A 24,280-nucleotide genomic window follows, 5' to 3' on the forward strand; every position below is an offset into this window, starting at 1 on the left:
TGCCGCTGGGCTCAAACACCCCATCGCCACATCGACCCGATTGTCTTTTCACATGGAGCCTTTATGAAACTTCTTTCACCGTTCGCCCTGTTGACCCTTTGCAGCGTGATGGCCACGCCACTGATGGCCGCCGAAGAAGCTCCGGGGCTGACCGGCTGCGCCGCGAAGAAGCAGGGCATCATCAACCAGATTGAACTGGCCAAGTCTCACGGCAATGCTGATCAGCAGGCAGGCCTTGAAACAGCCCTGAGCGAAGTCACCGCTCATTGCACCGACGCTTCCCTGAAGAAAGAACGGGAGAACAAGGTGCTCGACGCCAAGCACGAAGTCAGCACGCGTCAGGCTGATCTCGACAAGGCCATGAAGAAAGGCGACGCCGAGAAGATCAACAAGCGCAAAGACAAACTCGCCGAGTCCCGCAAGGAATTGCAGAACGCACTCGATGAGCTGGATAAGTGATCGTTCCCACGCTCTGCGTGGGAATGCAGCCATGGACGCTCCGCGTCCACCTCTGATCTGAGATCAATGATCCCGGAACTCTTTATGGCAAGCACTGCAGGCATCTTCGACCTTCTGCACGGCCGGCCCCAGGTTACTGGCCTTGTAAGGCTGGACCTTGCTGGCAGTCACCAATTCACCGGTGGCGACTTCAAGGGTGCGGGCCATGTCCTGGAAGTGTTCCTGTTTCTGCCAGACGTCGCTCTTGGCGCTGGTGTGATCTTCTTCGCGCACTTGCGGAAAATGTTTCCAGGGTTCACGGGACAACGCATCGAGTTTCACGGCACCGTCAGCGAATTTCGGGCCGTCAAACGGGATGCGGCCACGCAACATGCCGCCCAGATCTTCGCCGGTCTTGAGCATTTGCTTGAAGATCGCCTTGCGCTGGCCCAGCGGCGAGTTGGGGTCGACACCACCGCAAGCAGACAACATCAGGCAGGCCAGCAATACAACAGAAAGTCTTTTAAGAGTCATGGTGGCTTCAGGTCACGGGAAACGGCGACCAGTATCCTCGCGTCATCGGTAAAGACCAATAGCCCTATTATCAATACGGGTTGTTTGAGCGCATGGAGCACTCAGGCAACCGACAAAGGAATTACTCCATGAACAGCCGTTTCAAGGCATGGCGTCACAACCTCGCCTGGACCCTTCCGATAGTGGCCGTGCTTGCGGGCTGCACCGGTGGCGACAACAACAAACCGAAAACCCACGCCCTGGCCACCTACTCCAGCGCCACGTGGGAAGCCCTTCCGACAGTGTCCGACAACGACCTGGTGGCCGGCTTCGGCTCGTGGCGCAGCGCCTGCACCCGACTCAAAGCCGACCCGGTGTGGGGCTCGACCTGCGCGGCTGCCGCCAACATACCGCAAACCGCCAGCGACATTCGTGGCTTCCTCAAGCAGAACCTCGACGTCTACGGTCTGCGCGCCGCCAATGACAATCCCAACGGCTTGATCACCGGCTATTACGAGCCGGTCTACTCCGGCAGCCTGACCCAGACCGAAGTGGCAAACATCCCGGTGTATGGTGTGCCCGAGGACATGATCATCGTCTCTCTGGATAGCATCTACCCGGAACTCAAAGGCAAACGCCTGCGCGGACGACTCGAAGGTCGCGTGCTCAAGCCTTACGACGATGCGGCCACGATTGAAACCAAAGGGGTCAAGGCACCGGTTGTTGCCTGGCTGACCGATCCGATGAACCTGCAATTCCTGCAAATCCAGGGTTCGGGTCGCATTCAGCTCGACGACGGCCGTCAATTGCGCATTGCGTATGCCGACCAGAACGGTCATCCGTATCGACCGATCGGCCGCTGGCTGGTGGACCAGGGCGAGCTGAAAAAAGAAGAAGTGACCATGGGCGCCATCAGCCATTGGGCCAAGGCCAATCCGACGCGCATTCCGGAACTGCTGGGCAGCAACCCCAGCTACGTATTCTTCACTCGCAATCCGGACAGCAACGAAGGACCTCGCGGCTCGCTGAACGTACCGCTGACCGCCGGCTACAGCGCGGCGGTGGATCGCAAAGTGATTCCGCTGGGCAGTCTGCTGTGGTTATCGACCACTAAACCGGACGGTACCGCACTGGTACGCCCGGTTGCCGCTCAGGACACCGGCGGCGCAATTGCCGGCGAAGTCCGTGCGGACCTGTTCTGGGGCACGGGCGATGCGGCCGGGCAATTGGCCGGCGACATGAAACAGCAGGGGCAGATCTGGATGCTCTGGCCTAAAGGCGCAGCCCTGCCTCAAGTGCCTCAGGTGGCTGATGCGGCGAAGACCAGCCCCTGAGACCTGTATCGGCGGTTAAATAGCAATCGCGAGCAAGCTCGCTCCCACAGTGGATCTCCAGTGAACACAAGTTTTGTGGTCAGCCAGACCCTGTGGGAGCGAGCTGTCAGACAGAAACCACAAAGAAACTGACGATCAACCCCATCCCCACCAACCACACCAGCGACCGCAAAATCGCCCAGTCCGCCAAGTAGCAAATGATGTACAGCAGCCGACTGGTGATAAACAACACCGACAGCACATTGATCGTCACCAGTTCGGCATTACCGGCCAGGTGCGCAACGATCACCGCCGCCGCGAACGCGGGAATCACTTCAAGACTGTTCAGATGCGCCGCATACGCGCGTCGGCCAAAACCATTCAGTGACTCGAGAAAGTCACGGGGGTCATGGTTGTCTTTCGGCCTGAACCCGCCACTGGCCCTGGCGATGCCCGTGCAGATATAGGGCAGGAAAATCGCGATCAAAATGCACCACAGAGCAACCGTCATAACGCAATCCCTTCTTCAAGTTTCAAGAGTCGAGCTCCAGTCAAAACTTCATTACCAGAATGCCGATCAGCACCAGCCCACAGGCTAAGAGCCGAGGCCTGCCGAAAGGTTCTTTCAGGTAACGCATGCCGAACAGCACCACCAGAATCACGCTGATCTCGCGCAATGCCGCCGCTTCGGCAATCGAGCCCAGCTGCATGGCCCACAGCACCAGAGCGTAGCTGAACAACACGCAAAACCCGACCGCCAACCCCAGTCGCCACTGCTCACGCCAGAACAACATGAAGGCCGGTCGTTTACGCACCAGAGCCAGTAACGGGAACGGCCAGGCGCTGAGCAACGTGACCCACACCAGGTAATCCAGCGGATGCGACCAGCGTCGCAACGCCTGGCCGTCGATGAAGGTGTAGCAGCCGATGCACAAACCGATCAACGCCACCACCGGCAGCATCGACCACGGCAAACGCGCACCGCCACCGCCCTGCCAGAGCAGGCACAGCATGCCGAACGGGATCAGCAGAATCCCGAAGATCTGCTGGTTCGTCAGCACTTCCCCGGCAAAGATCAGCGTCAGTGCCAGCACCACCAGCGGCGACAAACCACGCATCAGCGGATAGACCAGCCCGAGATCACCAACCCGATAGGCCTGGATCAGCAGATATCGATAGAGCAACTCGAACGCCGCCGACGCCAGAATCCACGGCCAGATGTCCAGGGGTGGCAACGCCACGAACGGCAGCATCAGTGCGACAAACAGCATTGCAACGCTGTCCATGCAGGCCACCACCAGCAGCCGTTCCGCACTGAATTTGATCAGGGTATTCCACGCCGCGTGCAACAGCGCGGCTACTAACACCAGTGCTGTTGCAAGCACGGCACACTCCTTTATTTATTGTTGGTCCCTAAGGCAAGCGCCCAGATAATTGATTCGCCATATGTCAGCAGCTGTTTATACTGCAAGCGACCACGCCGCACTCAGTTGCGCACAGACTAATTCCAATAATTTCTGCCCCCGCCCACTCTCATCGAGAACGGGCGTCGGCATGCGTATGCCTGATCAGAGCGTCAAGACTACCGACAGAGACCTTGCGCATGCCACTCGCCTTGCTTGCCCTCGCTGTTGCCGCGTTCGGCATCGGCACCACTGAATTCGTCATCATGGGTTTGCTGCCCGATGTGGCCCGCGACCTCGCCGTGAGCATTCCCGATGCGGGCCTGCTGATCACCGGCTACGCCCTGGGCGTGGTGTTCGGTGCACCAATCCTCGCGGTCGGTACCGCCAACATGCCGCGCAAAGCCACGCTGCTTGGCATGACGTTGATGTTCATCCTCGGCAACATTCTTTGCGCATTGGCGCCGAACTACGCCACGCTGATGGCCGCCCGGGTGATTACTGCTCTGTGCCACGGCGCGTTCTTCGGCATCGGTTCAGTGGTCGCCGCCGGTTTGGTGGCACCGAACAAACGCGCCCAGGCGATTGCGATGATGTTCACCGGCCTGACCCTGGCCAACGTGCTGGGCGTGCCTTTGGGCACCGCGCTCGGGCAATACGCCGGCTGGCGGTCGACGTTCTGGGCGGTGTCGGTGATCGGCGTGATTGCCGCGATCGCGCAGTGGGTCTGGTTGCCGAAGGACATCGCCATGGACAAGGCCAACCTGGCCAGCGAATTCAAAGTGCTGGGTAAAGCCAATGTGTTGCTGGCGCTGGGCATGAGCGTGCTGGCGTCAACCAGCCTGTTCAGCGTCTTCACTTACATCGCCCCCATCCTGCAAGACATCACCGGCGTCAGCCCGCATGGCGTAACCATCATGCTGTTGTTATTTGGCGTGGGTTTGACCGCGGGCAGCATGCTCGGTGGTCGACTGGCGGACAACCGTTTGCTGCCTTCACTGGTCGGCATGGCGCTGGCCGTGCTGGTCGTGCTGGCCGCGTTCACACAGACCAGCCACTCGGTAATTCCAGCCGCGATCACGCTGGTGTTGTGGGGGATCTTCGCCTTTGCCCTGTGTCCGATTTTGCAATTGCTGATCATTGACCAGGCGCATGAGGCACCGAACCTGGGTTCAACGTTGAACCAGAGCGCGTTCAACCTCGGTAACGCGGCCGGTGCGTGGATAGGTGGGCTGGTTGTCGCCAGTGGCGCGGATCTGGCGGACTTGCCGTGGACCGGAGCGCTGGTCAGTGGGTTGACGGTGGTGACGGCGGCTTTCTACATCTATCTGCAACGTCGTGGGGCGGGTGTGGTCCGCCTTGCTGATGGGTCGGGTGGCCCTTGATCTAACAAAGATTTCAAACTTATTACTTTTTGCTCTTCTGCGGATCGGGCTCCGGGCCTTGATCCGCAGACGTCTTCGGCGGCCCGCTCTCGCTACGAATCTGCGCATGGCTGATCAGCGCGAAGATGAAGCTGCCGCCGATGATATTCCCCACCAGCGTCGGCCCGGCGAACACCAGCCAGAAATCCCTCCATGGCAACTTGCCGGCAAATACCAGATACGAGACCTCGGCCGAACCGACCACGATGTGGGTGAAATCCCCCAGCGCCATGAGGTACGTGATGAGGATGATGATCCACATCTTGGCGCTCTCCATGGACGGAATCATCCAGACCATGGTGGCGATCATCCAGCCCGACACAATGCCTTTGGCGAACATCTGGCTCGCGTCGTTCTCCATGATCTTGCGCCCGATATCGAGGAAAGCCAGGTCGGTCTTGCTGTCGAAAATCGGCAGATGCAGCATCACATACGCCACCAGCAACGTGCCGCAGAGGTTGCCCACCAGCACCACCGACCACAGGCGTAGCAGCCGACCGAAATTGTTTAGTGTGGGTTTGGTCATGATCGGCAGCACAGCCGTCAGCGTGTTCTCGGTGAACAATTGCTGACGGGCGAGAATGACCGCAAGAAAACCCGCGCAGTAACCGAAGCTGGCGATCACCTTGAAGCCTTCGCCGTCCGGCAGACGGGAATTGAGCAGCCCCATGGCCATCAGCGACAGGCCCATGGTCAGGCCGGCCGCCAGCGCCGACCACCACAGTGCGGCGACGCTGCGTTCAAGCTCCTTATCGCCCTGGGTGCGGATGATTTCGTGCAGCACCGCCGCCCGTGGCGGCTGGCTCTTGTCGACGTCGCGCTGTTCTTCAGGCGAGAGGTTCGGGGTCTTGCCGTCTTTTTGCGTGTCCATATAGCTCCGGAGCCAACAGGGTGTCATGTAGGTACGACACGCGCGGTTCGGAGCTGTTCAGTGGCCGCCTATATCACTCGCTGATGCCATCATCCTTGAACTGGTCTTGGACGTACGTGATCTCGGTCCGGCCGTGCGGTGCAGGCAAGCCGTCTTCACCCAGATTGACGAAGACAATCTTCTCCACCGTCAGGATGCTTTTGCGGGTGATCTTGTTACGCACTTCACACTTGAGGGTGATTGAGGTGCGACCGAATTCGGTGGCGGTGATGCCCAGTTCAATGATGTCGCCCTGACGCGAGGCGCTGACGAAGTTGATCTCGGAAATGTACTTGGTGACCACACGCTGATTGCCCAGCTGGACGATGGCGTAGATCGCCGCTTCTTCGTCGAGCCAGCGCAACAGGCTGCCGCCGAATAGCGTGCCGTTGGGGTTGAGGTCTTCGGGTTTTACCCATTTGCGGGTGTGGAAATTCATATTCACTCCTGAGCGTCTTGCCGAATGATGGTGGGCATCATGGCAGAGCCCGACCTAGAGCTCTATCAAGCATCGACTATGGTCTCGATTACCGTTCAGACATTGATCAACAGAAAGGCTTTGGAAGATAAGAATAGCCCGCTATAATCGCCACCGTTTCAGAACGGTCATCTTCAATTGATACCGTTTTCCCGCCACCTGTCCGAGGGGCGCTGCAGCAGGTTCGACCTGTCAGGCTCGGATGGGGCGTTGCTTGGTCGTCATCGACCAGGCACTAAACGCACAACGGCGCCCATTCGCATACATTACGAATGGAGGCTCATCATGAGCGCTGTTATCACGCCTGCAGATTTTAACGATTACAAAGTGGCCGACATGTCCCTGGCTGCCTGGGGCCGTCGCGAAACCATCATCGCCGAATCCGAAATGCCGGCCCTGATGGGTCTGCGCCGCAAGTACGCCGGTGAGCAGCCACTCAAAGGCGCCAAGATTCTCGGCTGCATCCACATGACCATTCAGACTGCTGTGCTGATCGAAACCCTGGTTGCCCTGGGTGCCGAAGTACGCTGGTCGTCCTGCAACATTTTCTCGACTCAAGACCAGGCCGCTGCTGCTATCGCCGCTGCCGGCATCGCGGTTTACGCCTGGAAAGGCGAAACCGAAGAAGAGTACGAGTGGTGCCTGGAGCAAACCATCCTCAAGGATGGCGCGCCTTGGGATGCCAACATGATCCTCGACGACGGCGGCGACCTGACCGAGCTGCTGCACAAGAAATATCCGGCGATCCTGGACCGCGTCCACGGCGTGACCGAAGAAACCACCACGGGCGTTCACCGCCTGCTGGACATGCTGGCCAAGGGCGAGCTGAAAATCCCGGCCATCAACGTCAACGACTCGGTGACCAAGAGCAAGAACGACAACAAATACGGCTGCCGTCACAGCCTGAATGACGCGATCAAGCGCGGTACCGACCACCTGCTGTCCGGCAAGCAAGCGCTGGTCATCGGTTACGGCGACGTGGGCAAGGGTTCGGCCCAGTCCCTGCGCCAGGAAGGCATGATCGTTAAAGTCTCCGAAGTAGATCCGATCTGCGCCATGCAAGCCTGCATGGACGGTTACGAGCTGGTTTCGCCGTTCATCGACGGTATCAACAACGGTACTGAAGCAAGCATCGACAAAGCGCTGCTGGGCAAGATCGACCTGATCGTGACCACCACCGGCAACGTCAATGTTTGCGACGCGAACATGCTCAAAGCCCTGAAGAAGCGCGCTGTTGTCTGCAACATCGGCCACTTCGACAACGAAATCGACACTGCTTTCATGCGCAAGAACTGGGCATGGGAAGAAGTGAAGCCACAGGTTCACAAGATCCACCGGACCGGCCCTGGCGCATTTGACGCTCAGAACGACGACTACCTGATCCTGCTGGCCGAAGGCCGTCTGGTTAACCTGGGCAACGCCACTGGCCACCCAAGCCGCATCATGGACGGTTCGTTCGCCAACCAGGTTCTGGCACAGATCTTCCTGTTCGGCCAGAAGTACGCCGACCTGTCGCCAGCCCAGAAAGCCGAGCGTCTGACCGTTGAAGTACTGCCGAAGAAACTCGACGAAGAAGTGGCCCTGGAAATGGTCCGCGGTTTCGGCGGCGTAGTGACTCAACTGACCAAGACTCAGGCCGACTACATCGGCGTGACCGTCGAAGGTCCATTCAAGCCACACGCTTACCGCTACTGATTGGACCCGGCGGGCTTTGCGCCCGCCGATCCTGACCAGGCGGACCGACCATCACCGGTTCGCCTTTTGCGATTGCAAAGGGTATTCCCATGTCCCAAGACCGTCGCTACAGCTTTGAGTTCTTCCCTACGAAGACCGACGCTGGGCATGAAAAACTGCTCGCCACTGCCCGTCAGCTGGCCACGTACAACCCCGATTTTTTCTCCTGCACCTATGGCGCTGGCGGTTCGACTCGTGATCGCACGCTCAACACCGTGTTGCAGCTCGAAAGCGAAGTAAAAGTCGCTGCCGCACCGCATTTGTCCTGCGTTGGCGACAGCAAGGACGACCTGCGCGGCCTGCTGACCCAATACAAGGCAGCCGGCATCACGCGTATCGTTGCCCTGCGCGGTGACCTGCCTTCAGGCATGGGCATGGCCAGTGGCGAAATGCGCCACGCCAATGACCTGGTTGAATTCATTCGTGAAGAAACCGGCGATCATTTCCACATCGAAGTCGCCGCTTACCCGGAAATGCACCCGCAAGCGCGCAATTTCGAAGACGATCTGACCAACTTCGTGCGCAAGGTCAACGCTGGCGCCGACAGTGCGATCACCCAGTACTTCTTCAACGCCGACAGCTACTTCTACTTCGTCGAGCGTGTACGGGCGATGGGCGTGAACATCCCGATCGTTCCGGGGATCATGCCGATCACCAACTACAGCAAGCTGGCGCGCTTCTCCGATGCTTGCGGTGCGGAAATCCCGCGCTGGATCCGCAAGCAGCTGGAAGCCTACGGCGACGACACCCAAAGCATCCAAGGCTTTGGTGAGCAAGTCATCACCGAAATGTGCGAACGCTTGCTGCAGGGTGGCGCTCCAGGGCTGCACTTCTACACGCTGAACCAGGCCGAACCGAGCCTGGCGGTGTGGAACAATCTGAAGTTGCCGCGCTAAAAGTCGTTAAAGCAAGACCAAATGATCGCAGCCTTCGACAGTGCCTACAGGGAAATACGGACCTTTGTACGAGCTGCCGAAGGCTGCGATTTTTTGCTTTTAACGCACTTTTATTGTGCAGCAACACACGGAGTTAGAGCTTGTGGATCCCGTTTCTGGCTCTTTCCGGTTTCTCGTCGTAATCTCAAGCCATGCCTTTGATCACACAGTTACTGACCGTGTTTCTTTTTACTTGCCTGAGCTTCGCCGCTCGGGGCGAGAAGCTGCGCATTGTCACCGAGCCGTGGGCGCCTTACGTGTACGAGGAAAACGGCAAATCCCTGGGACTGGACTACGAAACTACGGCAATTGTCTTCAAGCGCCTGGGGATCGAAGTCGAATGGCAGTTCCTGCCGTGGAAGCGCTGCCTGTCGATGCTCGAAACGGGCCAGGCCGATGGCGCGCTGGATATTTTTCACAGCCCCGAACGCGACGCTACTTTGCTCTACCCGAGCGAACCGCTCTCGGAAGTCGAGTTCGTGATGTTTTACGCCAATGAGCGCCCGCATCCGTTTCGCACCCTGGACGACCTCAAAGGCCTGACCATCGGCACCTCGCCGGGCTATCTCTACAGCAAGGATTTCAGCGAATCGCCCCTGTTCACCCGTGAACCGGCGCCGACCCATGAAGCCAACTTCGGCAAACTGGTGCGCGGGCGGATCGATCTGCTGATCACCGACCGCCGGGTGGGTCAGCACTTGCTCGACGAATTGGGCATCCGCGACAAGATTACCGAGAACCCGACCGTCATCAGCCACCAGAGCCAGTTCCTGGCGGTGCGCCGCAACGCGGGCATGGACTTGTTAGTGCAACGCTTCGGCGCCGAGCTCAAACGCTTCAAGCGCGAGCCTGCGTACGCAGAACTGAGCGCCCGCTATGGTGCCGAACCGGCAGCCGAGGTGAAAACCACCCGAGCCACCGCCGCCAGCGGAAAAACCGTTGAGCAGCAGGAAAGCGGCGCGCAGTGATTGCTCTGTTATACTCCGGCCTTCCCGCCAGGCTCACGCCCGGACGCTCGGACTTGTTCAAGGCATCTCGACACCGCTACAGCGCAGCTTTTCAGCCCGCGCGAGCACTCCAGACGAGCTTTCAAGGCCCAGCAGGACCGGACGGGATTGCGTTCCTCTTAAACGCCATTCGCGCCAGGCAAGACTCCCATTGGGCCAAGCCCTAACTAAAACAGGATTACTCATGTCCTTTGCTTCCCTCGGTCTCTCCGAGGCTTTAGTCCGCGCCATCGAGGCAGCGGGCTATACCGAGCCTACTCCGGTGCAACAGCGGGCCATTCCCGCCGTGTTGCAAGGTCGCGACCTGATGGTCGCGGCGCAGACAGGTACTGGTAAAACCGGCGGCTTCGCCCTTCCGATTCTGGAGCGGTTGTTCCCCAACGGTCACCCGGACAAATCCCAGCGTCACGGCCCGCGCCAACCGCGCGTACTGGTCCTGACCCCTACTCGCGAACTCGCGGCTCAAGTACACGAGAGCTTCAAGGTTTATGCCCGTGACCTGAAGTTCGTCAGCGCCTGCATCTTCGGCGGCGTCGGCATGAACCCACAGGTTCAAGCCATGTCCCGCGGTGTGGACGTGCTGGTGGCCTGCCCCGGCCGCCTGCTCGACCTCGCCGGCCAAGGCAGCGTCGATTTGTCCCACGTGGAAATCCTCGTGCTGGACGAAGCCGACCGCATGCTCGACATGGGCTTCGTCCATGACGTGAAAAAGGTCCTCGCCCGTCTGCCGAGCAAACGCCAGAACCTGCTGTTCTCGGCGACTTTCTCCAAAGACATCACCGACCTCGCCGGCAAGCTGCTGCACAACCCGGAACGCATCGAAGTCACGCCGCCGAACACCACGGTCGAGCGTATCGAACAGCGCGTATTCCGCCTGGCCGCCAGCCACAAGCGTTCGTTGCTGGCGCACTTGATCACCGCTGGCGCCTGGGAACAGGTTCTGGTGTTCACCCGCACCAAGCACGGCGCCAACCGTCTGGCCGAGTACCTGGACAAACACGGCCTGAGCGCCGTCGCGATCCACGGTAACAAGAGCCAGAACGCTCGCACCAAAGCCCTGGCCGACTTCAAGGCCGGTGAAGTGCGCATCCTGGTTGCGACCGACATCGCCGCTCGCGGCCTGGACATCGATCAGTTGCCACACGTGGTCAACTTCGAACTGCCAAACGTCGACGAAGATTACGTGCACCGTATCGGCCGTACTGGCCGTGCCGGTCGTTCGGGCGAGGCGATCTCGCTGGTGGCTCCGGACGAAGAGAAGCTGCTGAAAAGCATCGAGCGCATGACCAAGCAGAAAATTGCCGACGGCAATCTGATGGGCTTCGATTCCAGCGCTGTAGAAGCCGAGAAGCCAGAAGTTCGCGAGCGTCCGGATGTGCGTAACCCGCGCAACCCACGTGGCCCGCGCGGCGACGGTCCGAACGGCACTGGTGGTGGCGGCGGTCGTAAAGACAAAGGCAAGGACAAGGGCGGCAAGGAAAAACCTGCTGCCACTGGCCGTGGTGATCGCCCAGCGCGTGAACACAAGCCACGCGAAGGCACCCCGGCTCGCGAGCAACAGCGCCCGGCGCCTCGCGCCGCTGCTGACCGTGCTCCGGACGAGTTTCTGGACGACGACGTCGATAACTTCGGTAACCGCGTCGACTACGTGCCACAGCCCAAACCCGCTCAAGGCCGTGGCCGCCGTCCGAGTGCTCCGACACAAGGCTCGGCCGCAGGCGCCGGCGCAGGTGCTCCGCGCACCGGCGGCAAGCCTCAGGGTCGCCAAAGCGGCCCGCGCAGCAGCGATGGCGCCACCACTGGCACGCCGCCGGCCAAGCGCAGCGGTCCACGCAACGGCGCTCCACGTGACGGCCAGGCCCGTCGCGAAGAGCCCCGCAACCGCCGCCCGGCTCGCACCGACGATCAGCCACGTTCGGAACCGGCCGTGCAAAACCCGCGCGGTCCGGCACCGAAGATCATTCACAAGGAGTCGAAAACTGATCGCTTCCCGACACCCGAGCAACTCGATCAACTGCCAGGTCGCCCTCGCGGCGAGAAACCAGCCTTGCTGACCCGCAATCGCTGATTTAACGCCGCCATAAAAAATGCCCCTGATCGCGAGATCAGGGGCATTTTTTTATGCCTGGCGCAAATCCACTGTGGGAGCGAGCTTGCTCGCGATGGGGGTTTAACATTCAACATCTCCACTAACTGATCTACCGCTATCGCGAGCAAGCTCGCTCCCACAGGGGATTTGCGGCGGTCGTGCAGATTGCGCCTGGCAATAAAAAACGCCCCCGATCGCGAGATCGGGGGCGTTTTTGTTTTAGCGGCGAAAGTTACTTCGCTTTGACACCTTCAAACGAAACGTACAGCTCGACCGCGTCGGACTGTGGGCCCAGGTCTTTCTGCTTGCCGAAATCGGAACGCTTGATGCTGGTGGTGCCTTCGAAACCGGCACGGTAGCCGCCCCATGGATCCTTGCCTTCACCCAGGAAAGTGGCCTTGACCACGACTGGCTTGGTCACGCCCAGCAGGGTCAGGTCACCGGTCACGTCAGCAGTGTCTTTACCCGCGGCGTTTTTGCCGGTGGATTTGACGCTGGTGGAAACAAACGTGGCTTTGGCGAACTTGCTCGCATTCAGGAAATCACCGCTGGCGATGTGCTTGTCGCGCTCGGCATGGTTGGTGAACACGCTGGCGGTGTTCACGTTGAACTCGATCTTGCTGTCTTCTGGCTTGGCAGCGTCGAAGCTGAACTTGCCGTCGATATCCTTGAAGGTACCGGTGATGAAGCTGTAGCCCAGGTGGCTGATCTTGAAGTCAACGAAGGCGTGCTGGCCTTCCTTGTCGACAACGTAGTCAGCCGCCATCACGTTGGCGGACAGCAGAGCAGAACCGATTGCCAGAGCGGCGAGCGTCTTTTTCAACATGCTTTCTTTTCCTTTGGAGTCGAGGTTGAACATCAGGCTTTGCGCCCCAGCATTCGCGTCAGGGTCGCATCACGATCAATAAAGTGGTGTTTCAGTGCTGCCAACGCATGGAGACCGGAAAAAATTACCAGCGCCCAGGCCAGGTACAAATGAATCACACCGGCTGTATCTGCCTGATCCGGTAGTCCGGATATCAGTGCAGGAACTTCAAACAGGCCAAACACCGGAATCCCGACACCGTCTGCGGTGGAAATCAGGTAACCGGTAATCATCACAGCGAACAGACTGAGATACAGGAACGAGTGACCGAACTTGGCGCCAATGCGCGTCATGCGGTTATAGCTTTCCAGGACTGGCGGCGGCGGGCTGATGAAACGCCACAGCACCCGTAGAACCATGACGGCTAACAACACCAGGCCAATGCTCTTGTGCAAGTCGGGCGCGTCTTTGCGCCAGACGCTGTAGTAGTCGAGACCGACCATCCACAAGCCCAACGCAAACAGACCGAAGACCACCAGCGCCACGCCCCAGTGCATGAAGATGCTGACCCAACCGTAGCGCGAAGAAGAATTACGTAACTGCATTGCCCAAATCCTGTGAGAACTGTGACCAAGACTATCGAGTTATCCATCGAGTTAAAGCGGAAAATTTCGCTTTGAAATATCGAGAAATACGATCAAGAGTCTGAAATAGGTGAGTTAAGGAAAGATTAAAGACCCATGTGTAAGAAAAAATGAAGTCCAACTAAAGAACACCTCCGCCATAAGGTTTACTCGATTCTTGATATTGGTTTTCTTTGGGCATAAAAAAACGCGGCATTTCTGCCGCGTTTTTTTAATCCCAAAGCTTACTGCGCTTTGGTAACCGTCGCTGGAGTCGCAGCGGGCTTGGCCACTACTTTCTTCGGCGGTTCAGCTTTCTTCGCTGGGGCCTTTTTGACTTCGGCTTTGGCCGCAGGTTTTTTCGCCACAGCTTTGGCCGGGGCTTTTTTGGCGGGTTCGGCTTTCACCGGTGCCGCTGGTTTCGGCGCTTCGACCGGAGCTGGCGCAGGGGCCGGCTCAGGTGTTGGAGCCGGTGCCGGAGCAACCGGAGCCACTGGCTCTGGCGCCTTGACGGGTGCCGGTTTGTCGTCAGAACCACCGAACAGGTTGGTGAAGAAGTTACCTTTCTTCGCCGCCACCGCGCCGGCCGCCGCAACGGTCGCTGCCGGAACAACCTTCGCCGGTTCAAACGACTTGCCGGCCGCCAGGTCTTCTACCTGACTGGCTGCCCGCTGACCGGTGCGTAATGCACCTTCCAGCGTGCCTGGGTACAACGTATCAGTGTGTTCGCCGGCAAAGGCTACACGCTGAATCGGACGTTCCCACAGACGCCAGTACTTGCTGATCTGGCCAGGGCCGAATGCCAGGTATGCGCCGCCCATCGATGGGTCGGTGCTGTAGCGGCGGATTTCGTAACCGGTGAACGAACCGCGCGCCTGTGGATAAAAGGCGTGCAGACGGATCAGCACCTGATCGACCATCTGCTTGTCGCCGAAGGCCTGCATCACGCGCGCGTTGTCGCCGGACAGGTTGATCACCACGTTGGCTCCGCCCTTCAGAGCCGGCTCAACCCACAACATGCCCAGACCGGTGTTGCTGTAGATCTCACCGGTCATGCGTGCCTTGCTTTCCCACACTGGCGTCTTGAATTTCAGCATGATCTGGTCGCGCCAACCGTAGTTGGTGCCCTTGATCGCGCCCATGTGCTGGGCATCCAGTGACGGAGTCATCTGGATCTTGTTCAGTGCGCGCAATGGCACGGCCACGACGACGTAGTCAGCCTGATAGCCAACGCTGCCGACTTTGACGGTCACACCATCCTTGTCCTGGGTGATCGCCGAGACCGGGGAGCTGGTCTTGATGGTTTTCAGTTGTTTGACGAACGCCTGAGCCAACACCGGGCTACCGCCGGGCAGGCGCGAAGCGCGCAGATCACGATCGGCAACGCCACGGTAAACGCGGCTTTGCTGTGCGAAGTACAGCAGCGACAGGCGCGACGGTTCGTCATAACGGGTACGAATCTGCTGATTCACCAACTGACGTGCCGTGGCTGGCAGATTCAGACGGTCGAGCCAGTTGGACACGTTGATCTGGTCCAGGGCGAACAGTGTGCTGTTGGCCGCCGGGTTCTGCGGGTCTTCGATCGAGCGCGCCAGATCGTCCAGAGTTTTTTCGTAGCGCTTGAGCGCGTCGCTGGTGGCCGGTTGCTTGGTTGCCAGATCGGCGGCAGTGAAATACTCACCGTCAATCAGGTAGCCCGGGGTCCGCACGAACTCAGGGGCCGGCGTGGTGCTCAGCTTGAAGGTCGAAACGTACTTGTTCAGAACCGGTTGGGTCTTATCGTTGCCAATCCACTCGCTGGTGGCCATGCCAGAGCGACCGCCCATGCTCGGTTTGGCTTCCAGCAGGGTCACCTGCCAGCCTTTGTTTTGCAGTTCGTAAGCCGCGGTGAGGCCAGACAGCCCTCCCCCGATAACGATCGCCGTTTTATCCTTGGCCAGCGCAGACACGCTGAACAGCCCCAACATCACCAGCGCACAGGCGCGCAGCCAACCAGCAGACATTCAGCGAACTCCGGAAATACACGTGGGAAATAGCGGTTTTACGAGCCAGACGGCTCAAAGAACCGCGAAGAATACGTCAGCCATCAAAAGGCCGCCAGCGACGTCTATCCACCTATACAAAGTAGCTCAATCGACACAATGGGTTGTCCCCACGTCACGCATTGCATAGGCTTGCGCGATTGTTTGCCCGCGCACGTCGCGAGCCGCCTCGAGGAGACTGAAAATGGGCCTGAATAATCAGTGGATGCAACGCGATCTCGCGGTGTTGTGGCATCCCTGCACCCAGATGAAAGACCACGAACAGCTGCCGCTGATCCCGATCAAACGCGGTGAAGGCGTTTGGCTGGAAGACTTCGAAGGCAAACGTTACCTCGACGCCGTCAGTTCCTGGTGGGTCAATGTGTTCGGCCACGCCAACCCGCGGATCAACCAGCGCATCAAGGACCAGGTCGATCAACTGGAACACGTGATTCTTGCCGGTTTCAGCCATCAGCCAGTGATCGAGTTGTCCGAGCGCCTGGTGAAGATGACGCCGGAAGGCCTGACCCGGTGCTTCTACGCCGATAACGGCTCGTCCTGCATCGAAGTCGCGCTGAAAATGAGCTTTCACTACTGGCTCAACCGCGGCCAGCCGAACAAGAAGCGCTTTGTCACCCTGACCAACAGCTACCACGGCGAGACCATGGCAGCGATGTCGGTGGGCGACGTGCCGCTGTTCACCGAAACCTACAAGGCCCTGCTGCTGGACACCATCAAGGTGCCGAGCCCCGATTGCTATCTGCGCCCGCAAGGCATGAGCTGGGAAGAACACTCCCGCAACCTGTTCGCCGCCATGGAACAGACCCTGGCCGAGCACCACGACACCGTGGCCGCGGTGATCGTCGAGCCGCTGATCCAGGGCGCCGGCGGCATGCGCATGTACCACCCGCTGTACCTGAAATTGCTGCGCGAAGCCTGCGACCGCTATGGCGTGCACCTGATCCACGACGAAATCGCCGTCGGCTTCGGCCGAACCGGGACGATGTTCGCCTGCGAACAGGCCGGCATCCGCCCGGATTTCCTCTGCCTGTCCAAGGCCCTGACCGGCGGTTATCTTCCGCTGGCGGCCTGCGTGACGACCGAAGACGTCTACAGCGCCTTCTACGACGACTACCCGACCCTGCGCGCCTTCCTGCATTCCCACAGCTACACCGGCAATCCTCTGGCGTGCGCGGCAGCCTTGGCGACGTTGGATATCTTCGAAGAAGACAACGTCATCGAGAACAACAAGGCCCTGGCCCAGCGCATGGCCAGCGCCACCGCGCACCTGGCCGATCACCCGAACGTTTCGGAAGTGCGTCAGACCGGCATGGTGCTGGCCATCGAGATGGTCAAGGACAAGGCCACCAAGGAGGCTTATCCGTGGCAGGAACGTCGCGGCTTGAAAGTGTTCCAGCATGCGTTGGAGCGTGGTGCTTTACTTCGACCGTTGGGCAGCGTGGTGTACTTCCTGCCGCCGTACGTGATCACGCCTGAGCAGATCGACTTTCTGGCCGAAGTGGCCAGCGAAGGCATCGACATCGCGACCCGTGACAGCGTCAGCGTGTCGGTGCCAAAAGACTTCCACCCGGGTTTCCGCGATCCGGGCTAAAGACCAACACAGTTCCCTGTGGCGAGGGGATTTATCCCCGTTGGACTGCGCAGCAGTCCCATCTTTGGGGCCGCTTCGCAGCCCAGCGGGGATAAATCCCCTCGCCACACATAGTCAGCAGCCACAAAAGCAACTCCGATCCAATTTTCAGAGACCCAGCATGAGACTGTCCCGCTTCTTTATCGACGCCCCCTTGAGCACTGGCGAACACGAGTTGCCCGAGGCCCAGGCCCATTACATCAGCCGCGTGCTGCGCATGGCCGAGGGCGATGCGCTGCAACTGTTCGACGGTTCGGGCCATGAGTTTCGCGCCACGCTGGTGGAGGTCGGCAAGAAGCGCGTGGTCGTGCAGATCGATGAAAGCTTCGCCGGGCAGGTCGAGTCGCCACTGCAGATCCATCTCGGCCAGGGCTTGTCCCGTGGCGAGCGGATGGACTGGGCGATTCAGAAAGCCACCGAACTGGGCGTCACAGAAATCACCCCGATCTTCAGCGACCGCTGCGAAGTCCGGCTGAAGGACGAGCGCGCCGACAAACGCCTGATGCACTGGCGCCAGGTTGCGATCAGCGCTTGCGAGCAATGCGGGCGTTCACGGGTGCCGGTGATTCATCCGCCGCTGCTGTTGGCGGATTGGTTGAAGGAGACCCAGGCGGAGTTGAAACTGGTGTTGCATCCGGTGGCCGAACCGCTGGTGAGCCATGCGAAACCGGCGACGCTAGCGTTTTTGATCGGCCCGGAAGGCGGGTTGTCCGACGCAGAAGTCGAGCAGGCCAAGGCTGGCGGTTTTCACGCCGCCCGCCTCGGCCCTCGTGTGTTGCGCACCGAGACCGCGCCGGTGGTGGCATTGGCGGTTGCCCAGCAGCTTTGGGGTGACTTCTAGGGCCCTATCGCGAGCAAGCTCGCTCCCACAGGGGTATGCATTCCAAAGTGGGAGCGTGCAAGGATCAAGAGGCGATTACTGCACCGGATCACTCACCGGTTTGGCGATGATTGCCTTCAGCTCGCTGGTCATCGGGAACTCCAGGTTCAAGCCTTTGGGCGGTATCGGTTGCTGGAACCAGCGGTTGTAGATGCTGTTGATTTCCCCTGAGCTGTACAGGTCGGCCAGAGTGGAGTTGACCAGTGCCAAGAACTGCGGATCGTCCTTGCGCACCATGCAGCTGTAGATTTCCCGCGACTGCTCCTCACCCACTACAACCCAGTTATGCGGATCGCGAGCCTTGGCGCGTTCGCCGTAAAGCAGCGCGTCATCCATATAGAACGCCGCAGCCCGACCTGACTGCAACATCTGGAAGGCTTCGCCGTGGTCCTTGGCGCTGATCACGAACATATCGATCTTGTGATCGATGTTGTAGCTCTTCAGAAACCGCTCGTTGGTGGTGCCGGCGGTGGTCACGACGTTCTTGCCGCGCAGGTCGGCGAAGCTTTTGATGCCGCTGTCTTTCGCCGTGAGCAACTGCCCCTTCACGTAGATAAACCCGTAGGAAAACGCCACTTGCTGCATGCGCTCGGCGGTCACGCCGGTGGAACCGCACTCAAGGTCGACCGTGCCGTTCTGCACCAGCGGAATGCGCGTTTGTGAGGTCACCAGGTTGTACTTCACCTGCAGATCCGGCAGTTCAAGCTTTTGCTTGATGCGCTCGACAATCTTGCTCGCCAGGTCCACCGAATAGCCCATCGGCTGCCCGGTGTGATCACCCACGTAGGAGAACGGCACCGACGCGTCGCGATAGCCCAGCGTGATGCTCTTGGCATTGGCGACCTTGTTCAGCGTGCCGGTCAGCGGCGCTTCGTTGGCCTGGACCTGACTGGCGAGCAGCAGGCCGAGGGTGCAGCCGATCAACGTGATTTTTTGCATTGTTATTCTCCGTTGTGGGTAAGGCGATTAGCGGCGGGCGGCGATCACGGTTATTTCCACCAGAACCTCTGGACGAGCCAGCTGCGCCTGCAAGGTGGTGCGGGTCGGTGCGTTGCCCGGTGACAGCCACTGCGACCAGACCTCATTCATGGCGGCAAAGTCGCGGCCAATATCGTTCAGGTAAATGGTCGCGTTGAGCAGATGATCCTTGTCGCTGCCAGCTTCGGCCAACAACGCATCGATTTTTGCCAGCACCTCGGCGGTTTGGCCGGTGACGTCGGTGCTGTCATCCGGAACCTGTCCCGAGAGAAACACCAGATCGCCAAAGGTCACCGCGCCAGAGAGTCGGCTGTTGCTGTTGATACGGTTGATGCTCATCGGTTTTTCCTTTTCAAGTCAGGCGACGCGGGGGGCGAGGCCCTGCATTTCGATTGAAGGTGTGCGCCGGGCGATCAACTCGCTGAGCAACCGGGCGCTGCCACAGGCCAGGGTAAAACCCAGGGCGCCATGGCCGAGGTTGAGCCACAGGTTGCGGTACGCCGTGGCCCCGATCAACGGCACGCCGCTGGGGGTGGCCGGGCGCATGCCGGCCCATTCGATGGCGGCGTCGTAATCGCCAGCATTCGGTAAGGTTTCCTGCGCCTGGCGCTTGATCAGCGCCAGACGTTTGGGGTCGAGCGCCGGGTCGAAACCGACAATGTCGACCATCGCCGCCACGCGCAGTTGTTCACCGATGCGGGCGTAAACGATCTTGCGGTTGTAATCAGTGATGCTCAGCTCCGGCGCACGATGTTCGGCGCGGATGGGCAAGGTCAGGCTGTAGCCCTTGAGCGGATACAGCGGCAGGTTCATGCCGGGCAGCGCCAGCGCCGGACTGCGATGTCCGGCGGCAATCACCAGTTGTTCGACCGGCAGCACCTGCGAACCCATTTCGACGGCCTGCACCGCGCCGTCCGCGTGGCGAATGCCGGTGACCTTGCGGCCCAGCAAAAATTCGCAACGCCCCGACACCTGGAGTCGAGCCAGCAGTTGCTGGCAGAAAGCATGGCAATCGGCGACTTCTTCGTCGGGGGTATAAATCGCGCCCACAAACGGCGCCTCGGCGAGTGCAGGCTCCAGCTGTACGCATTCGGCCCGCGACAGCACGTGCTGCTGTCGCGGATCAGCCAGGCCATGGCGAGCATGTTCGAAACTCGCGGCTTCACGAAACGTGACCAGTTTGCCATTGCGCCGCCAGCCGAAACCGTCGAAGCGGTCTTCGTCGCGCCAGCCTTGCAGCGTGGACTGGCTCAGCAGCGCCAGACGCAGCAGGTGCGCGCCGTTGCGCTGGTTCACCGAACGACGGCAGGCCGCCAGGAAGGACGCCATCCAGCGCCATTGCGCCGGGTCCAGGCGCGGACGCAGCTTTAACGGCGAGTCACCGCGCAGCATCCAGCCAAGCGCCTGCAACGGTACGCCGGCATCGGCCAGTGGCGCGACATAGCGGTAGGACAACTGGCCGCCATTGGCGAAACTGGTTTCGCTGGCAAACGAATCCCGGGCCTCGATCAGCGTCACGTCGATGCCGTCGCGCACCAATGCGTAAGCCGTCGTCAGCCCGATGACGCCACCACCGATGATGCAAACCCGCTGAGCCATGTCTGTCCTTAACCGTTGTTGAAACAGACCTCAGATTAGGACCAGGTGACAGACCTTGAACAATGCATAAAGATGCCTGACCCATAAACAAAGGTTATGGACTTGCCATGAGACTGCGACACATCGAGATTTTCCAGGCCATTCGCCAGACCGGTTCGGTCAGTGGCGCCGCGCAGTTACTGCACGTATCGCAGCCGGCGGTGAGCAAAGTGCTGCAACACGCCGAGCAGCAACTGGGCTTCCCATTATTCCTGCGGGTGCGCGGTAAATTGCAGGCTACGCCCGAAGCGCTGGAGCTTGAGCGCGAAGTCGACAAGGTCACCGAAAGCCTGCAAGGCGTGCGACGTCTGGCCCAGAGCCTGCGGCGCGAGCCGGGTCACAGCGTACGGATCGGCGCGATCCCGGCGCTGGCCCTGTCGCTGCTGCCGCCGGCCATCAACGAGTGGACGCAACGCTACCCGGACATCGTCTGCGAATTGTCCAGCGCCCACAGCCGTGAGCTGATGCAGAACTTGTTGATGCGCGAAGTGGATGTCGCGCTGACCTTGCAGCCGCCTGATCATCCGGGCCTGAAGGCGCAAGTCCTGGCCTGCGGTGTTTTGGTGGCACTGGCGCCGTTGGGCTATTGGACCGACGACGCCTTGAGCCAACCGTTGCCATTGATCGAACTGGGCGGTGCGCCGCTGATCGGCCTGTCCAGCGCCGACCCGCTGGCAGCCAGGCTCGACAGCTACCTTGAGGCGGTCGATCCGCCGCCACAGGTTCGCATCGCCGTGCAGACCTATTCGCTGGCGCGGGCGATGGTTGAATCCGGTGCCGGGCTGGCGGTGATCGATCCGTTTACCGCGCTCGGCGCATCACCCGCCACCACGGCGATTCGACCTCTGGCACCCGCGTTACCGATCACGTTGTATGCGGTCACCCGCGCCGACGAACCGCCGCCCCACACCTTGAGCGACTTGTTGCAGGTGTTCAGCCGACGGGCGCAGGCGCAACTGGATCGCTTGATCCCGTAGCGGCTTCAAAGGACATAAAACAGAATCGCCACGAAGTGCAGCAAACTCCCGGCGATCACGAACAGGTGCCAGATCCCGTGGGCATGGCGCAAACGACTGTCCAGCGCAAAAAAGACAATGCCCACGGTGTACAGCACGCCGCCCGACGCCAGCCAGGCGAAACCTGTACTGCCCAACGCCGCCAGTAACGGTTTGACCGCCACCAGCACGATCCAGCCCATCACCGCGTAGATCACGATCGACAGAATCCGCGCTTCCGAACGCGGTTTGATCTCTTGTAGGATGCCAATCAGCGCCAGCCCCCAGACAATCCCGAACAACGTCCAGCCCCACGGCCCGCGTAAGGTCACGAGACAGAATGGCGTGTAGCTGCCGGCAATCAACAGGTAGATCGAAAAGTGATCGACCTTCTGCATGATCGCTTTCTTGCGCCCGCGCACGCTGTGGTAAACGGTCGACGCGCTGTAAAGCACCAACAAGGTGAACCCGTAAATCGCCACGCTGACGATCTTCCACGGGCTGCCGTCCATGCCGGCGATCACCAGCATCCACACCACCCCGACCACCGCTGCCACCGCCCCGACCAGATGCGTCCAGGCGTTCAATCTTTCCCCGTGATACATGTGTTGCTCACCCCAAAATTCGTTGCCGCATCGCGCAAGGCTCAGGCCTTGAGACTAAAAGCGCAATGTTTCAGAACACAATGCCCCCCTGTAAGAGCTGTCGTGGGGGGGCATCTATCAAGCAGAGAGACGGATCGTTACGCTTAGGGTAATGGTTGACTGGGCGGACGCCATCGCGAGCAAGCTCGCTCCCACAATGGATCTCCGTCTTACACAAAACCCTTGTGGGAGCGAGCTTGCTCGCGATGGGGCCAGAACATTCCCCACTGTTTTCGATGATGGAGTACTACAGTCCGGTCATCTGCTATGAACCAGGCACTGAAACACCAGATATCGCTTGTCTGAACGATAGCCGCACAAGCGAAGAGCCGTCAGTGCAAGGGCATGGGCAGCGCCAGGTCGAAACGACTTGCGAATGACAGTGGTAGGAGCTGCCGAAGGCTGCGATCTTTTGACCTTTGCATCATTGATGGCGCTTAAAGATCAAAAGATCGCAGCCTTCGGCAGCTCCTACAGGGTTTCCCCCCATCAGATTGATCTTGTCCTGCTGCGCTACCCGCACGACAAAGCTATTTTCAGCGGCCAGTTTCGCTGCCCAGTCGTCGGGGGTGTAGAGCGTCGGGTTGAGGACGCGGCCCAACTGCTCCTCCATCGGTATAAGCCGCTCCATCACTTCACTGTAGTGCAGGCCCTCGCCGATCAGCATGAGATCAATGTCACTGGATGCGTTCGCCTGATCCTTGGCGATAGAGCCATACACAAATGCCCAGGTGATCTGTTCGGCAAAGGGTTGGAGCGCTTGGCGCAGAGGCTCGGCAATACCAAAGGTTTTACGGGCGATGCCCAGCAGTTCGGCATAGATCGGGCAGTCGGGATTGGCTTGATAGTGGGTCTGGTTACCCTGACGGCTGAGGGTCAACACGCCCGCCTGCTGCAACCGATCCAGCTCGCGCATGAGGCTGCCTTTACCCACTTGAGCCCAGCGGGCGATCTCGTTGGCGTAAAAACTTCGGTCGGGTTTGCCGAACAACAAGCCCAGCACTTTTTGCTGAGTAGTCGTGAACAGGGCTTCGCTGAGGGAAAGGTTTTTCACAGTGGCAACCGATGAGTCCCAAAAAGGGAACGATAGGTCCCTTTTTGGGAATCTTCAACCTGTCGCAGCCGAATGGGGATTTGTGTTTAAAAGTTTCTTCGCAGGACGGGTGAGAGGCTACGCAGTCTGGCGTCGCTGCCTACAGCAATGCCGGAACCCGCTGACTGGTGCGGTTTTGCGTTGATCTTTATCGTTTGTGTGTCGCTGCACATCCAGTGACTGGGACTGGAAACCCCAAAAAAAAGGGCGCAAAAGCGCCATTCATAACGAATGGGCCAATTCCAATCTGTAAGCGGAAACTCATTATGTCCAAGGTAACGCCCAACTCAGCAGATAACACTGACACCGATTCCCAAGCATCCCTCGAAGCCGAAAAACTCAAGGAAGCCGCCGACCGCGTCTTTTCCTACTACTTCCCACCTCATGAAAAACCGGGCAAGCGCCGCAAACATCACCTCTTCAGCGTCTCCCCCGATATCGACACCGAAGCCCTTCTGACCAATGCCTCCGAAGACTTGCTGTCCATCAGCGCCATTGCGGCCGATCTGGCGGACGATGTGGAAGGCTCACGCCGCTCTGTAGCCTTGGCGATCAGCCGTTTGACGGACGGTGTGCAGTTATTGGTGGAGCGGGTGTTGGATCAACATGAGGCGTTGCAGATGCAGTTGCGGGATCAAGCCAAGGTTTAGCCGTCAGGTTTGAGGTGAATTGACGGCCGCCATCGCGAGCAAGCTCGCTCCCACAGGT

At 59.6% G+C, this 24,280-nt stretch carries 24 protein-coding genes and 1 riboswitch; of the genes, 11 read left to right on the top strand and 13 right to left on the bottom strand.

What is annotated here, in order from left to right; genetic code table 11:
* The first annotated feature begins 63 nt into the window (after positions 1-63).
* Positions 64-459 (top strand): DUF1090 domain-containing protein, encoded by a 396-nt coding sequence (locus ACYZT7_RS30140; RefSeq protein WP_462039298.1) that lies wholly within the window; start codon positions 64-66, stop codon positions 457-459.
* Positions 460-522: 63 nt separating this feature from the next.
* On the opposite strand, the gene ACYZT7_RS30145 is transcribed toward ACYZT7_RS30140, so the two are convergent.
* Positions 523-972: a c-type cytochrome gene (locus ACYZT7_RS30145; protein ID WP_462039299.1), complete on the bottom strand. Its 450-nt coding sequence runs from the start codon at positions 970-972 to the stop codon at positions 523-525.
* 128 nt (positions 973-1,100) lie between these two features.
* Here ACYZT7_RS30145 and mltA point away from each other — a divergent pair, with 128 nt between their 5' ends.
* Positions 1,101-2,285 (top strand): murein transglycosylase A, encoded by a 1,185-nt coding sequence (gene mltA / locus ACYZT7_RS30150; RefSeq protein ID WP_462039300.1) that lies wholly within the window; start codon positions 1,101-1,103, stop codon positions 2,283-2,285.
* Positions 2,286-2,391: 106 nt separating this feature from the next.
* Here the strand turns inward: mltA and ACYZT7_RS30155 are convergent, their stop codons facing one another.
* The gene (locus ACYZT7_RS30155; RefSeq protein WP_462039301.1) at positions 2,392-2,775 is read right to left on the bottom strand and encodes an MAPEG family protein; all 384 of its coding nucleotides are present in this window, start codon (positions 2,773-2,775) and stop codon (positions 2,392-2,394) included.
* Positions 2,776-2,815: 40 nt separating this feature from the next.
* The gene (locus ACYZT7_RS30160; RefSeq protein ID WP_095127118.1) at positions 2,816-3,649 is read right to left on the bottom strand and encodes an EamA family transporter; all 834 of its coding nucleotides are present in this window, start codon (positions 3,647-3,649) and stop codon (positions 2,816-2,818) included.
* Between the two features lie 218 nt (positions 3,650-3,867).
* Between ACYZT7_RS30160 and ACYZT7_RS30165 the strand changes: the two genes are divergently transcribed.
* On the top strand, positions 3,868-5,052 hold the full coding sequence (locus ACYZT7_RS30165) for an MFS transporter (RefSeq protein ID WP_462039302.1): 1,185 nt from the start codon (positions 3,868-3,870) through the stop codon (positions 5,050-5,052).
* 22 nt (positions 5,053-5,074) lie between these two features.
* Here ACYZT7_RS30165 and ACYZT7_RS30170 read toward each other — a convergent pair whose 3' ends face one another.
* Both ACYZT7_RS30170 and ACYZT7_RS30175 read right to left on the bottom strand, forming a co-directional pair.
* Positions 5,075-5,962, bottom strand: a complete 888-nt coding sequence (locus tag ACYZT7_RS30170) for a formate/nitrite transporter family protein (RefSeq protein WP_462039303.1) — start codon at positions 5,960-5,962, stop codon at positions 5,075-5,077.
* Positions 5,963-6,035: 73 nt separating this feature from the next.
* The gene (locus tag ACYZT7_RS30175; protein ID WP_462039304.1) at positions 6,036-6,440 is read right to left on the bottom strand and encodes an acyl-CoA thioesterase; all 405 of its coding nucleotides are present in this window, start codon (positions 6,438-6,440) and stop codon (positions 6,036-6,038) included.
* A gap of 198 nt (positions 6,441-6,638) precedes the next feature.
* Positions 6,639-6,741, top strand: a riboswitch (S-adenosyl-L-homocysteine riboswitch).
* A 23-nt stretch (positions 6,742-6,764) separates the two neighbouring features.
* On the opposite strand from ACYZT7_RS30175, the gene ahcY reads away from it, so the two are divergent.
* From ahcY to ACYZT7_RS30195, 4 genes are all read left to right on the top strand, one after another.
* Complete coding sequence (gene ahcY, locus ACYZT7_RS30180; protein WP_077747242.1) at positions 6,765-8,174, top strand: adenosylhomocysteinase; 1,410 nt, start codon at positions 6,765-6,767, stop codon at positions 8,172-8,174.
* An 89-nt stretch (positions 8,175-8,263) separates the two neighbouring features.
* Positions 8,264-9,109: a methylenetetrahydrofolate reductase [NAD(P)H] gene (gene metF / locus ACYZT7_RS30185; protein WP_449645603.1), complete on the top strand. Its 846-nt coding sequence runs from the start codon at positions 8,264-8,266 to the stop codon at positions 9,107-9,109.
* 191 nt (positions 9,110-9,300) lie between these two features.
* Entirely contained in the window at positions 9,301-10,116 is an 816-nt protein-coding gene (locus tag ACYZT7_RS30190) for a substrate-binding periplasmic protein (protein WP_462039305.1), read from the top strand.
* 223 nt (positions 10,117-10,339) lie between these two features.
* On the top strand, positions 10,340-12,223 hold the full coding sequence (locus ACYZT7_RS30195) for a DEAD/DEAH box helicase (protein WP_462039306.1): 1,884 nt from the start codon (positions 10,340-10,342) through the stop codon (positions 12,221-12,223).
* 253 nt (positions 12,224-12,476) lie between these two features.
* On the opposite strand, the gene ACYZT7_RS30200 is transcribed toward ACYZT7_RS30195, so the two are convergent.
* The 3 genes from ACYZT7_RS30200 to ACYZT7_RS30210 all read right to left on the bottom strand — a co-directional run bounded on the left by ACYZT7_RS30200 (position 12,477) and on the right by ACYZT7_RS30210 (position 15,675).
* Positions 12,477-13,070: a YceI family protein gene (locus ACYZT7_RS30200; protein WP_462039307.1), complete on the bottom strand. Its 594-nt coding sequence runs from the start codon at positions 13,068-13,070 to the stop codon at positions 12,477-12,479.
* Positions 13,071-13,102: 32 nt separating this feature from the next.
* Positions 13,103-13,654: a cytochrome b gene (locus ACYZT7_RS30205; protein WP_462039308.1), complete on the bottom strand. Its 552-nt coding sequence runs from the start codon at positions 13,652-13,654 to the stop codon at positions 13,103-13,105.
* 263 nt (positions 13,655-13,917) lie between these two features.
* Positions 13,918-15,675 carry a flavin monoamine oxidase family protein gene (locus ACYZT7_RS30210; RefSeq protein WP_462039309.1) on the bottom strand — a complete coding sequence of 586 codons (1,758 nt, stop codon included), beginning with the start codon at positions 15,673-15,675 and terminating at the stop codon, positions 13,918-13,920.
* Positions 15,676-15,898: 223 nt separating this feature from the next.
* Between ACYZT7_RS30210 and ACYZT7_RS30215 the strand changes: the two genes are divergently transcribed.
* The gene (locus ACYZT7_RS30215; protein WP_462039310.1) at positions 15,899-17,305 is read left to right on the top strand and encodes an adenosylmethionine--8-amino-7-oxononanoate transaminase; all 1,407 of its coding nucleotides are present in this window, start codon (positions 15,899-15,901) and stop codon (positions 17,303-17,305) included.
* Between the two features lie 160 nt (positions 17,306-17,465).
* A complete protein-coding gene (locus tag ACYZT7_RS30220; protein ID WP_462039311.1) occupies positions 17,466-18,185 on the top strand; it encodes a 16S rRNA (uracil(1498)-N(3))-methyltransferase in 720 nt (239 codons plus the stop codon).
* A gap of 75 nt (positions 18,186-18,260) precedes the next feature.
* Here ACYZT7_RS30220 and ACYZT7_RS30225 read toward each other — a convergent pair whose 3' ends face one another.
* Genes ACYZT7_RS30225 through ACYZT7_RS30235 form a run of 3 tightly spaced genes read right to left on the bottom strand, consistent with a single transcriptional unit; the run spans position 18,261 to position 20,801 of the window.
* On the bottom strand, positions 18,261-19,163 hold the full coding sequence (locus ACYZT7_RS30225) for a transporter substrate-binding domain-containing protein (RefSeq protein ID WP_462039312.1): 903 nt from the start codon (positions 19,161-19,163) through the stop codon (positions 18,261-18,263).
* Positions 19,164-19,190: 27 nt separating this feature from the next.
* Positions 19,191-19,541 carry a RidA family protein gene (locus tag ACYZT7_RS30230; RefSeq protein WP_462039313.1) on the bottom strand — a complete coding sequence of 117 codons (351 nt, stop codon included), beginning with the start codon at positions 19,539-19,541 and terminating at the stop codon, positions 19,191-19,193.
* An 18-nt stretch (positions 19,542-19,559) separates the two neighbouring features.
* A complete protein-coding gene (locus ACYZT7_RS30235; RefSeq protein WP_462039314.1) occupies positions 19,560-20,801 on the bottom strand; it encodes a D-amino acid dehydrogenase in 1,242 nt (413 codons plus the stop codon).
* A 107-nt stretch (positions 20,802-20,908) separates the two neighbouring features.
* On the opposite strand from ACYZT7_RS30235, the gene ACYZT7_RS30240 reads away from it, so the two are divergent.
* Positions 20,909-21,817, top strand: a complete 909-nt coding sequence (locus ACYZT7_RS30240) for a LysR family transcriptional regulator (protein ID WP_462039315.1) — start codon at positions 20,909-20,911, stop codon at positions 21,815-21,817.
* Positions 21,818-21,822: 5 nt separating this feature from the next.
* Here ACYZT7_RS30240 and trhA read toward each other — a convergent pair whose 3' ends face one another.
* Positions 21,823-22,440, bottom strand: a complete 618-nt coding sequence (trhA, locus tag ACYZT7_RS30245; protein WP_283182017.1) for a PAQR family membrane homeostasis protein TrhA — start codon at positions 22,438-22,440, stop codon at positions 21,823-21,825.
* 463 nt (positions 22,441-22,903) lie between these two features.
* On the bottom strand, positions 22,904-23,533 hold the full coding sequence (locus ACYZT7_RS30250) for a nucleotidyltransferase domain-containing protein (protein WP_462039316.1): 630 nt from the start codon (positions 23,531-23,533) through the stop codon (positions 22,904-22,906).
* 305 nt (positions 23,534-23,838) lie between these two features.
* On the opposite strand from ACYZT7_RS30250, the gene ACYZT7_RS30255 reads away from it, so the two are divergent.
* Complete coding sequence (locus ACYZT7_RS30255) at positions 23,839-24,222, top strand: DUF6124 family protein (protein ID WP_462039317.1); 384 nt, start codon at positions 23,839-23,841, stop codon at positions 24,220-24,222.
* The last annotated feature ends 58 nt before the right edge of the window (positions 24,223-24,280 follow it).

This window comes from Pseudomonas sp. RT4P38 (assembly GCF_054897765.1).